Source organism: Kineosporia sp. A_224, from assembly GCF_002198655.1.
GTDB lineage: Bacteria > Actinomycetota > Actinomycetes > Actinomycetales > Kineosporiaceae > R-H-3.
The window spans coordinates 1-11,420 of the sequence record NZ_MWLN01000082.1 but is presented as its reverse complement, the minus strand read 5'-3'; the positions used below and the strand labels follow the sequence as shown (position 1 = coordinate 11,420).

Here is an 11,420-nt window from a genome sequence, read left to right as displayed (position 1 = left end):
ACCGGCGACGCGGGGGCGGGCCGCCCTACGGGGGCGGTACGGACGGCCCGCGCCGGACCGCGTCGACCAGGCCGGGCACCCCGGGGCAGGGGCGCCCGGCCGGGACCGTGCCGTCAGCCGATACGGCCGTAGCTGACGCGGGAGGACCAGATCTTGTGCAGGCCGACCCGCTTGCCCGGGCGCGGGGAGTCGTACATCTTCCCCTTGCCGGCGTAGATGCCGACGTGGAAGACGCGACCGCTCGACGACTTGAAGAAGATCAGGTCGCCGGGCTTGCGCTGGGACTTGGCGATCTTGCGGACGTGCGAGTACTGCTGGCGCGACGTGCGCGGCAGCGTCTTGCCGGCCTTCTTCACGACGTACTTCGTGTAGCCGGAGCAGTCGAAGCCGGGACGCGGCTTCGTCCCGCCCCACACGTAGCGCACGCCGACGTACTGCTTGGCGATCTTGATGATCTTCGCCCGGCGGGCGGCCGCCGTGAGCGTCGTCGTGGAGGCCGCCTTGGGAGCCGCCGCCGTCTTCGCGGCGGCGGTCTTCGGGGCGGCCACCGCGGTGAGCGCGGCGCTGTCGAAGGTCACCGCGGAGGCCGGGGTCGCCGCGAGCGGGGCGCCCGAGGTGAAGGCCGCCGGGGCCACGGTGGTCAGGGGCGCCGCCTTGACGGCCGTGCCCGTGGCCGCCGAGGCGGGCATCTGGCCGGCCGTCACGAGCGCGGAGCCGAGCACCGCCGCGAGACCGAACCGGGAGAGGGACGAGACACCGCCGGACAGGGAGGTGCCCAGTCCGGGGGGGACGGCCGCCTGGAGCAGCGACCGACGGGGGGCGAGATGGGCCGGCTGACGCTTGCCGGCCACGGGCGCGCCGAGGCGCCCCGAAGCGGTGCGACGGGTCACGAAGGGAACCTCTCCGACGCCTACGAGGTGAGCTGTCGGGTTCGGATGGGAGTTGTCACCCGGCCGCGACGTCGTCCTGCGACGTCGTTCGGCTTCACCCCGAGGGTCGGCGCCTTGAGCGCTCGCCGACCCGTGGAACCTGGGTCCCCCGCCTCTGTCATGCGAGTGGTGTGGTGAGGCCCGTGAGCGGTGACAGAGCTCGGCGTCCGCGCGGGCACGCCCCAGTCAGGGGTGCGACCAGAACCTAACTCACATGTCCGTCAAACACGTAGTTAGCGGTTCAATTATTGCGAAAATGGACACGCTCCGTGACTTCCTGCAGGTCACCCCGGGGTCCACCAGCCCTGCCATCGTGCGTCGCAGCACGAGGCGGATCAACCCGCCGACCTCGCAAATATGGACTTTTCGGGCACAAACATGACTCACATCACTTGCAGATCACGGCCAGATCACAGGAATGTCACGCTGCGTCGCGGAACTCCGGGCCCGCGGCAGGGCCGCGAAGCCGCCCCGCAGGGCGCGGCCAGGCCGCCACGACGAGGCCGAGGACCACGGTCACGAGGTGCAGGACGTTGTCCGCCGGGTTGACGTTGAGGACGTCCCAGGTCCGCCCGGCGGCGACCAGGCCGTAGACGAGGACGGCGGCGTAGAGCACCGCCACGAGCAGGCCGTACCCGCGGACGCCGCCCGGCCGGCGCCAGAGCACGAGGCCGGCCAGCCCGACGGCGAGGTGGACGGCGTTGTGCAGCGGGTTCACCGCGAAGCCGGCGAGGGTGCGCGTGTGGTCGTGCCCGTTCCAGGCCATCCCGCCGGTGACCGCCCACCCGGCCGCGCCCGCGACGACGAAGCCGACGGCGAGCGCGAGCGCGAGGAGCTGGTTCGGCGCGGGCCGGCGTCCGCGCGCCGCGTCCTGCGCGGGCTCCGCGGGCGGCGGCGCGACGGCACGGGTCGGGGCGTGCGGCGCGGGGCCGACCGGCGCGGGGTCGACCGCTGCGGTGCCGGGCCGGGGCTGCACGTCGGCCATGGGGTCCTCCTGGGATCGTCGTCGACGCCCAGGTACCCGCAGGACCCACCGGTTACGCACGACGGCGGCGACCTTCGGCGATCACTCGCCGAACGGTCGCCGCCGCGGTGGACGTGCGGGAGATCAGGACCGGACGGTCAGAACTGACCGATGACGTCGACGACGAGGACCTGCGCGGGCGAGCTGGCCTCCTCGGCCGTGACGACGACGGCGCGGCTGCCGACCGGCTGGCCCTTGAGGGCCGTGACGAGGCTGAGCACGCTCGTCGCGGCGACGACCTGCGGCTGGCCGGCGTCCCAGGTCTTCTGGGTCTGCTTGCCGGTCTTCGCGTCGGTCTGGAGGAACTGCAGGACGAGCTGCTTCTTCTCGTCGATCGCCGGGCCGGTGCCCTTGACGAGCAGCGCGGAGGCCGGCGTCGCCGACGTCTTGACCCCCGTCACCGAGGTGACGTCGGGGCGCTTGCCGGACTCGGAGGTGATCGCCGGGAAGCCCGCCGGGACCTTCTCGACGGCGCCCTTGGCGACCCCGTCACCCTTGATCGTGTCCTTGAGGTCGACGACGAACACGAGCGTCTCGCCGGCGAGCTCGCTCGTCGACTGCGCGTCCTTGACGCCGTACCCGTCCTGCGGCGTGATCGTCAGCAGGACCCGGCTGCCGAGCTTCTGCCCGACGAGCGTGCTGTCCCAGCCCTTGACGACCGCGCCGACCCCGATCGGGAAGCCGGCGACGGCCCCGCGGTCGTAGGAGTTGTCGAAGACGTTGACCTTGCAGTCCTTCTCGGCCCAGGTCTGGCCGAGGTAGTTCGCCAGGAGGACGTCGCCCTTCTTGACGACCGCGCCGGTGCCGGCGGCGAGGACCTCGACGGACGTCGTCGTCGGCGCGGCCGAGCGCGGGATGGTCAGCGTGGGCTTCTTGTCGGCGGCGCCGCTCACGGCGACCCCGACCTTCGTCGTCTTCGCACCGGCCGGCGCCGCCGCCGCGGCGGTCGGCGTGCACGGCGTGGCCGACGCCCCGGCGGACCCGGAGGCGGACGGCGCGGCCGAGGATGTGGTCGAGGACGCCGACCCGCCCGACGAGCCGCCGCAGCCGGCCAGGACGAGGCCGGAGACGAGGGCGAGGGCGGTCACGGCAGTGGTACGGCGCATTGGAGATCCTCGAGCGGTCGATGTCGACGGAAGCAACGACCGTAGCCCACGGACCTGGGAAGACCCTGGGCGACCCCGTCCGCCCCACCGCACCCGACGGGTCGGCCGGATCAGCCGGACGACGGCGCGACGTCCCCGTCCGTGGCGCCGTCCGGGCCCTGCTCCGCCCGTGGCCCCGCAGCCGGGCCGCCGCAGGCCTCGTCGACGACGGACCGGGCGACGTCCCGCAGCGGGCGGTTGTGCGTCTGGCTCTCGACCCGGAGCATCGAGAAGGCGGCGTCCTCGTCGGCACGGTGCCGGGCCATGAGGATCCCCTTGGCCTGCTCGATGACGGCCCGGGAGGCCATCGCCGTCCGCAGCTGCCGGGACTCGGTGGCCGCGGCGTTGTACCGCACGCACGCCTCGAGCACCCCGCCGACGACGGCGGCGACCCAGTCGGCGAGCCAGACGTCCTCGTCACCGAACGCCCCGGCACCGTCGCAGTAGACGACGAGGGAGCCGACGACGGCGTCCCCCCGGCGCAGCGGCGCCGCGAGCGCGCTCGAGACCCCCAGACGGCGGTGGATCTCCGCACCGGCCCCGCCGAAGCGGGGGTCGGTGGCGAGGTCGGCGACGACGACGGTCCCGGCGGCGGACGCTGTCACGGGGCCGCCGCCGACCTCGACCTCGGCCTGGACGGCGAGGGTCGCGACCGGGTCGGTCGCCGCGGCGACCGGGACAGGCGACGCGACGTCGAGCGAGATGCGCAGCGGCCGGCCGCGGAACGCCTTGCCCGCCAACGCCGCGAGCCGTTCCGCGACCTCCTCGACAGGACGGTCCGGCGACGTCCGGATCATCTCCAGGGTGAGGACGTGGGCGTCCGAGGCCATGACCTCGTCGATGTCGTCGACGGCCGGTTCCGGCGCGGGAGCGACCGGCTCGTCGTCCGGCGGACCGGCGTCCCGCGGTCCGCCGCCGGGCGGCTCGGGGAGCACGTGCGCCGTCGGGGACGACGTCACCTGCCACACGAGGAAGGCGTCACCGCCGGTCGCGGCACCGCGCGCGACGACGACCCGGACGGCGATGCTGCGGCGGCGGCCGAGACTGAAGCTCACCTCGGTCGTGATCGGGTGGTTCGCCGCCGCCGCGACCGCGGCGAGCCGGCGCAGCCGGCCGTGCGGCGGGCCGGCGAACTCGGCGAGGAAGCGGCCGGTGAGCTGGTCGGCGGGCACACCGACCAGCCGCTGCATCGCGCGGTTCGTGAAGAGCACGCGGGCGTCGGTCGTCGTGAGCACGAGCGGGAGCGGGGCGGCGGCGAGCACACCGGAGACGTCCGGGGGCCGTGGCCGCACCTGCGGGGGCTGCGGCATCACGGCCGGGCCCCGGGCGGGCGCACAGGCCTGAGGCATCGGTCTCCCGGGGCGCGCGGGGTCGCGCGGCGGGTGTGGTGACGGCGCACGGAACTCCAGACTTCCTGGTGACCTGGCACAGGGCACGACCCTGACGTCTGCTCAGGGCCGTCGGGGTGGTCCCCCTTCGGACACGTGGACCCGCGCTGCTTGCTGGGTGCGAACCGATCTGGCGCCGCCCATTATGGGGCCAGACGACAGTACGCGTGACGCCAGGTCGAAGTGCCGTCGTTCATTCGCCGGACGGCGACCGGTCCCCGGTGGTCGCGGCGGCCACGACCCGCGCGACCTGCGCCGCGAGCGGCTCGGCGCCGTCGCGGCAGTCGATCTGCGTGTGCGGCACCGACGGCGGGACGTCCGGCGCGACCCGGGCGACGAACTCCTCGAAGGCCGCGAGCTTGCCGGCGTCCCGCGAGCGTCCGCGGCCGAGGATCCGGGACCGGAGGGTGTCGGCGTCGCTGCGGACCCAGAGCAGCCGGACGGGCTCGCCCCCCACGGCGTCCACGAGGGCCGCCCAGGCCTGCTCCTGCCGGATCTGCGTCGTGTACGGCGCGACGAGGACGACCGGGCAGCCGTTCGCGCGCACCTGCACCGCCGTGGCGGCCATCCCGCCGTACTCGTGGACCTTGACGTGCCCGTCGTACCAGGCGCCCTCGCGCTCGCCGTGGGCGCGACCGTGCGCCGCGAGCACCTCGGCCACGAAGCCGGCGAAGAGGGTGTCCTTGTCGAGGACCGCCGGCGGCGGTGTCACGAGCCCGGCGAGGACGTCCGCGAGGGTGGACTTCCCGCCGCCCGGAGGCCCGGTGACGACCCACACGGTGCCCGGCGCGCGCCCGCCCGCCGTCCCGCCGCCCGAGCCCTGCACCTCGCCCGTTGCCATGGGCACAGTGTGCCGAACGCCCGCCCCCACCGGGTCGGCGGGGACGGGCGTCCGTGGATCTGCGGTGCGGCTCAGTACCAGCCGGTGCGCTCGCTGTGCGCCCAGGCGTTGCACGGGCTGCCGTAGCGGCCGGCGATGTAGTCCAGCCCCCAGGCGATCTGGGTCACCGGGTTCGTCGCCCAGTCGGAGCCGTTGGCGGCCATCCGGCGGCCCGGCAGCGCCTGCGGGATGCCGTAGGCGGACGACGACGGGTTGTCGGCGTTCCACTTCCACTGGCTCTCGCGCGTCCACAGCTTGTTGAGGCACGTCCACTGCGAACCGGTCCAGCCACGCTCGGCCGCCATGATCCGGCCGATCGCGCGCGGGTTGCGCTGCGCGTTGCGCATCGCCTCGGCCTTCGCCGCGGCGCGGGCCTCGGCGGCGGCCTTCTCGGCGGCCCGCTTCGCAGCGGCCTTCTTCGCCGCGACCTGCTTCGCCTTGACCTCCGACAGCCCGGCCGCGATGGCGGCCTTGGCGTCGGCGCCGGCCTGCCAGGTCGTCTCCTGGCCCGCGAGGTAGATCTCGTACGCGGGGGCGGCGGCCACCTCGGGGGCGGCCGACGGGAGCGCGAGCTCGGCGGTGGCGTCCGGTGCGAGCGTCGAGAGCTCGAGGTGCTGGCCGCCGATCGTCACGACGCCGACGGCGACGAGCCCGGTGAGGACGGCGCCGCGGGCGACGACCGTGCCGGCCCGCGCCTTCGTCGCGTCCGTGAGCGCGCTCTTGCGGGCCTCGCGCTGCGCCCGGCGGGCCCGGTCGCCCTGCTCGGCGCGGCGCACGTCCCGGCGCTTCGGCAGCGGGTTGACGCTGAGGTCGAGCGTGTACGGCTCTGCGGCGAGCTGGGTGCCCGGCTCACCGGACGGCACCTCGTTGAAGCGCGGGAGGAACGTCGTGTCGCGCTCCGCGCCCAGGCCCAGGGCGATCCCGCGGGTCGGTGTCGAGATGACGGGCGGCGGCGGTGCGACCCGGCCGTTGCGGACGTCGCGACGACGGGGCAGCGGGGCCGCGGCGCGGGACTGCACGCCCGCCCGGGGCGCTGCCTCACCGACGGACCAGCCGTTCGGCGGCGTCCGGTGCGGCGTCTGCTGCGGGAGCGCCCGCGCCACCGGTGCGGCGGAGCCGAACGCGTCGTCGTCCTGGAGGTGGGCGCGGTCCGGCCAGGTGAAGCCGTTGACGGGGGTGACCGGCTCGAAGAGGTGACCGAGCGGGAGGCCGTCGGAGTGGGTCTGCGCCCGCGAAGGGTGGTGCGCAGGGCCGCGCCGGCTGTGCTGGCTGCGGGCCGGTGCATCCACCAGCCACCAGCGGTCGGTGTGCGGCGCAGGGCGGTTGGGGCCGGGGCGGCGCGAGGGCCGGTCCTCCAGGAGGAGCCCGCCGTGACTCACGTTGTCGTCACTGTGAGCCATCAGATGACCCGTCCGGGGACTTCGCTGGAACGCACGGTGAACAACCTGGCCTGTCGGACCGACCCGAGGCAAGTCCCGGGCGGGTCCTATTCAGCCGTTTGACCCCGCCTTGATGTGCGGTTCGTCTCGTTCGTCGCACTTCGGTGACGAATGGGAGTCCGACATCGACGCAGCGTGAGTACCGGCGGTCCCTTGACTCTAATACTTGGATGCCCAACTATTGGAGTTCCGAAGAGTCGAGGAGGGTCCCGTGCCCGCACACCCCGTCCGGTTCGTCACGGCGGCGAGCCTGTTCGACGGGCACGACGCCTCGATCAACATCATGCGGCGCATCCTCCAGGCTCAGGGCGCCGAGGTGATCCACCTCGGCCACGACCGCTCCGTCGACGAGATCGTCGAGGCAGCGGTCCAGGAGGACGTCCAGGGTGTCGCCGTCAGCAGCTACCAGGGCGGCCACGTCGAGTACTTCACCTACCTCGTCGACCGGCTCGCGGAGCGCGGCTGCGGTCACGTCCAGGTGTTCGGCGGGGGCGGGGGCGTCATCGTCGCGCAGGAGATGGCCCTGCTCGCGGATCGCGGGGTGCGGATCTTCTCCCCCGAGGACGGCCAGCGGCTCGGCCTCGTCGGCATGATCGAGGAGATGGTCGCCGCGTGCGACGTCGACCTCGCCGCCGCGGCGGACCCGGCCTCGCTCGACGCGGTGCTCTCCGGCGACGACCGCGCGCTCGCCCGCGCGGTGACGATGATCGAGGCCGGCCGGGCGCCGTCCGCCCTGCTCGACGGGCTGCGTGCCGCGGCCGGCGGCCGCCGGGCACCGGTCCTGGGGATCACCGGAACCGGCGGCTCCGGCAAGTCCTCGCTCACCGACGAGCTGGTCCGCCGGCTCCGCCTGGACACCGAGGACAAGGTGCGCGTCGCCGTCCTCGCCGTCGACCCGACCCGGCGCCGCGGCGGCGGCGCCCTGCTCGGCGACCGGATCCGGATGAACGCGCTCGCCCCGGGGCGCACGTACTTCCGCTCGCTGGCGACCCGGGGGGCGGCCTCCGAGGTGCCCGACCACCTGCCCGACGTCGTGACCGCTTGCCGCGCCGCCGGGTTCGACCTCGTCGTCGTCGAGACGCCCGGGATCGGCCAGGGCGACTCCGCGGTCGTCGACCTCGTCGACGTCTCGCTCTACGTCATGACGCCGGAGTACGGCGCCGCCAGCCAGCTCGAGAAGATCGACATGCTCGACCTCGCCGACGTCGTCGCCGTGAACAAGTTCGAGCGTCGCGGCGCCGAGGACGCCCGCCGCGACGTCGCCCGTCAGCTCGTCCGCAACCGCTCCGCGTTCGGGGTGCCGTGGGAGGAGATGCCGGTCTTCGGCACGAGCGCCGCGCGCTTCGCCGACGACGGCGTGACGGCGCTCTACCACCACCTGCGCGACCTCCTCGTCGGCCTGCCCGACGGGCGGGGCCTGGAGGCCGGCCCGGGGGTGCTCCCCCGGGTCACGACGAAGGCCAGCACCCGGCTCGCGACGGTCGTCCCGTCGGCCCGGGTCCGCTACCTCGCCGAGATCGCCGACACCGTCCGGGGCTACCACGCGCGCACCCAGGACCTCGCCGGGCTCGTCCGCCGTCGCCAGCACCTGCGGAGCACCCTGGAGGCGTTGCAGCAGAACGGCTCCGACCCCGGCGGCACGGCCGGCGCCGAGGCCGTCCGGGCCCTGGTCGACCGCACCGAGGCCGACCTCGCGCGGCTCGACCCGGACGTCCTCGCGCTCGTCGACGACTGGGCCGCGACGGCGGAGCGCTACCGCGGCGAGGAGTTCGTCTACACGGTGCGGGGCAACGAGTTCCGCGTCCCGCTGCGCCGGGTGACCCTCTCCGGCACGTCGGTCCCGCGGGTCGCGCTGCCGCGCACGCACGACCACGGCGACCTCGTCACCTTCCTGCGGGCGGAGAACCTGCCGGGCTCGTTCCCCTTCACCGCAGGGGTGTTCCCCTTCAAGCGGGACGGCGAGGCACCGGCGCGGATGTTCGCCGGCGAGGGCGACCCGTTCCGGACCAACCGGCGCTTCCACCTGCTCTCCGCCGGCCAGCCGGCGACCCGGCTCTCGACGGCGTTCGACTCCGTGACCCTCTACGGGCGCGACCCCGCCGAGCGGCCCGACGTCTACGGCAAGGTCGGCACCTCCGGGGTCTCGGTCGCCACGCTCGAGGACATGAAGGCGCTCTACGCCGGGTTCGACCTGTGCTCGCCGACCACCTCGGTCTCCATGACGATCAACGGCCCGGCGCCGACGATCCTCGCGATGTTCCTCGTCACGGCGGTCGACCAGCAGGTCGACGCGTTCACCGCCGAGCACGGCCGGCCGCCGACGGACGACGAGGCCGCCGCGATCCGCGCCCGCACCCTGCGCACGGTCCGCGGCACGGTCCAGGCCGACATCCTCAAGGAGGACCAGGGCCAGAACACGTGCATCTTCTCGACCGAGTTCGCGCTGCGCTGCATGGCCGACGTGCAGGAGTGGTTCATCGCGCACGACGTCCGCAACTTCTACTCGGTCTCCATCAGCGGGTACCACATCGCCGAGGCCGGGGCGAACCCCGTCAGCCAGCTCGCCTTCACGCTCGCGAACGGCTTCACCTACGTCGAGAGCTACCTCGCCCGCGGGATGGCCGTCGACGACTTCGCGCCGAACCTGTCCTTCTTCTTCAGCAACGGGATGGACGCCGAGTACACCGTCATCGGCCGGGTCGCCCGGCGGATCTGGGCGGTCGCGATGAAGGAGCGCTACGGCGCCTCCGACCGCAGCCAGAAGCTCAAGTACCACGTGCAGACCTCGGGCCGGTCCCTGCACGCGCAGGAGATGGACTTCAACGACATCCGGACCACGCTGCAGGCGCTCTGCGCGATCTACGACAACGCGAACTCGTTGCACACCAACGCCTACGACGAGGCCGTCACGACCCCCAGCCCGCACTCGGTGCGGCGGGCCCTCGCGATCCAGATGATCATCGACGCGGAGTGGGGGCTGTCCGGCACCGAGAACCCGCTCCAGGGGTCGTTCGTCGTGGACGAGCTCACCGACCTGGTCGAGGAGGCCGTCCTCACCGAGTTCGAGCGGATCAGCGACCGCGGCGGGGTGCTCGGGGCGATGGAGACCGGGTACCAGCGGGGCAGGATCCAGGACGAGTCGATGGTCTACGAGCAGCGCAAGCACGACGGCACGCTGCCGCTCGTCGGGGTCAACACCTTCCTCGACCCCGACGGCGCGGGCGCGACGCCGTCCGCGCCGCTCGTCCTCGCCCGCGGCACGGACGAGGAGAAGCAGTCCCAGCTCGCCCGGCTGCGGGCCTTCCACGACGCACACCGCGACGAGGCCCCGGCGATGCTCGACCGGGTGCGCGAGGTCGCGGCGTCCCGGGAGAACACCTTCGAGGTGCTCATGGACGCCGTCCGGGTGCTCTCGCTCGGGCAGGTCTCGGCGGCGTTCTTCGAGGCCGGCGGGCAGTACCGCCGCAACGTCTGACCGCGGCGCGGACGGCGGCGCGGACGGCGGCGCGGATCACGCGGCGGACCGGGATGGCACGATGACGTCCATGTCCTCGCGCGCGCCGCTCCCCTTCGACCCGGTCGAGGAGGCGCGCCGGCACTGGGCCGGCCACGGCTGGGCGGAGGCCGCCGAGGGGATGGCCGCTGTCACCTCGCTCATGCGCGCGCAGGCCATCGTGCTCGCCCGGGTCGAGGCGGTGCTCCGCCCGCTCGGGCTGACGTTCGCCCGCTACGAGGTGCTCATGCTCCTGCTCTTCAGCGGGCGCGGCAGCCTGCCGCTGAGCCGGATCGGCGAGCGCCTCCAGGTGCACCCGGCGAGCGTGACGAACGCCGTGGACCGGCTCGAGGCGACCGGCCTCGTCGAGCGGACGCCGCACCCCACCGACCGCCGGACGACGCTGGCCGCGCTCACGCAGGCCGGGCGCGAGGTCGCCACGAAGGCCACCGAGGCGCTCAACGCCGAGGTCTTCGCCCGGCCCGGGCTGCCCGCGGACGACGTCCGCACGCTCGTGGACGTCCTGGCGACGATGCGCCGGGACGCCGGCGACTTCTGAGGGCGGCCGGCCCGACGTCGGGCCCGGGGTCGTACGACCAGGTACTAGCACTACAGAGCGTCGCGAGGCGTACACGCCGATCGGAGGGGGCCTGAACTCGTCCGTTCGGACGAGCCCCGAGGTCCGATGTCGGGCCCTACCTCGTCGGGGGAAGGGTCAGGGGTGACAGATCGAGCCCCTTGGAGGACCCGCGGTGAAGAAGATCCTGATGGTCGTGGTGGCAGCGGCGCTGCTCGTCGTCGGGGCCCCGAGCGTCGCCCAGGCCGGCGGCAAGTCGTCGTCCGGCTGGCCGACCGCGACCGCGCCCCTGCCCGCCGGCACGATCGTCTCCCAGAGCAGCTCCAAGGCCGTGGTCCAGTCGCCCAGGACGGTGTCGGTCACGCTGACCTCGCTCGACGCCGCCTACGTCGCCAAGGGCTGGACCGTCGGCGCGGCGACCGGGATCCCGCGCTGGTACAAGAAGTCCGGCCAGGAGGTCGACGTCTTCTTCGCGGCGCTCGACGGCGGCCAGTCCTACTGGACGCTCAACCGGCGCTGACCGCACCGGACCGGCCCGACCACAC

The 11,420-nt window shown here is 73.9% G+C and carries 9 protein-coding genes and 1 riboswitch; of the genes, 3 read left to right on the top strand and 6 right to left on the bottom strand.

The annotated features are described in order from the left end of the window. Positions 1-113 precede the first annotated feature (113 nt). The 6 genes from EDJALFJO_RS06720 to EDJALFJO_RS34865 form a co-directional block, all read right to left on the bottom strand. Entirely contained in the window at positions 114-890 is a 777-nt protein-coding gene (locus EDJALFJO_RS06720; protein WP_233149718.1) for a C40 family peptidase, read from the bottom strand. Between the two features lie 2 nt (positions 891-892). Then, positions 893-1,071, bottom strand: a riboswitch (cyclic di-AMP (ydaO/yuaA leader). Positions 1,072-1,350: 279 nt separating this feature from the next. Beyond that, the gene (locus tag EDJALFJO_RS06715; RefSeq protein ID WP_088283470.1) at positions 1,351-1,914 is read right to left on the bottom strand and encodes a DUF4383 domain-containing protein; all 564 of its coding nucleotides are present in this window, start codon (positions 1,912-1,914) and stop codon (positions 1,351-1,353) included. Between the two features lie 137 nt (positions 1,915-2,051). Continuing rightward, the gene (locus EDJALFJO_RS06710) at positions 2,052-3,059 is read right to left on the bottom strand and encodes an FKBP-type peptidyl-prolyl cis-trans isomerase (protein WP_088283468.1); all 1,008 of its coding nucleotides are present in this window, start codon (positions 3,057-3,059) and stop codon (positions 2,052-2,054) included. Positions 3,060-3,169: 110 nt separating this feature from the next. Further along, positions 3,170-4,390 (bottom strand): ANTAR domain-containing protein, encoded by a 1,221-nt coding sequence (locus EDJALFJO_RS06705; RefSeq protein ID WP_158220316.1) that lies wholly within the window; start codon positions 4,388-4,390, stop codon positions 3,170-3,172. Between the two features lie 289 nt (positions 4,391-4,679). After that, positions 4,680-5,327 (bottom strand): AAA family ATPase, encoded by a 648-nt coding sequence (locus EDJALFJO_RS06700; RefSeq protein WP_088283464.1) that lies wholly within the window; start codon positions 5,325-5,327, stop codon positions 4,680-4,682. A gap of 71 nt (positions 5,328-5,398) precedes the next feature. Beyond that, entirely contained in the window at positions 5,399-6,766 is a 1,368-nt protein-coding gene (locus EDJALFJO_RS34865) for a hypothetical protein (protein ID WP_198950068.1), read from the bottom strand. Between the two features lie 250 nt (positions 6,767-7,016). Between EDJALFJO_RS34865 and icmF the strand changes: the two genes are divergently transcribed. The 3 genes from icmF (at position 7,017) to EDJALFJO_RS06680 (ending at position 11,395) form a co-directional block, all read left to right on the top strand. Beyond that, entirely contained in the window at positions 7,017-10,280 is a 3,264-nt protein-coding gene (icmF, locus tag EDJALFJO_RS06690) for a fused isobutyryl-CoA mutase/GTPase IcmF (protein ID WP_233149717.1), read from the top strand. Positions 10,281-10,350: 70 nt separating this feature from the next. Then, a complete protein-coding gene (locus EDJALFJO_RS06685; protein WP_088283462.1) occupies positions 10,351-10,857 on the top strand; it encodes a MarR family winged helix-turn-helix transcriptional regulator in 507 nt (168 codons plus the stop codon). Between the two features lie 193 nt (positions 10,858-11,050). Beyond that, complete coding sequence (locus tag EDJALFJO_RS06680) at positions 11,051-11,395, top strand: hypothetical protein (protein ID WP_088283460.1); 345 nt, start codon at positions 11,051-11,053, stop codon at positions 11,393-11,395. The last annotated feature ends 25 nt before the right edge of the window (positions 11,396-11,420 follow it).

Bases quoted from the DNA above. Each gene is read 5' to 3' on its own strand.
- EDJALFJO_RS06715 (WP_088283470.1), bottom strand. From the start codon at position 1,914: ATGGCCGACGTGCAGCCCCGGCCCGGCACCGCAGCGGTCGACCCCGCG.
- EDJALFJO_RS06710 (WP_088283468.1), bottom strand. From the start codon at position 3,059: ATGCGCCGTACCACTGCCGTGACCGCCCTCGCCCTCGTCTCCGGCCTC.
- EDJALFJO_RS34865 (WP_198950068.1), bottom strand. From the start codon at position 6,766: ATGGCTCACAGTGACGACAACGTGAGTCACGGCGGGCTCCTCCTGGAG.
- EDJALFJO_RS06685 (WP_088283462.1), top strand. From the start codon at position 10,351: ATGTCCTCGCGCGCGCCGCTCCCCTTCGACCCGGTCGAGGAGGCGCGC.
- EDJALFJO_RS06700 (WP_088283464.1), bottom strand. From the start codon at position 5,327: ATGGCAACGGGCGAGGTGCAGGGCTCGGGCGGCGGGACGGCGGGCGGG.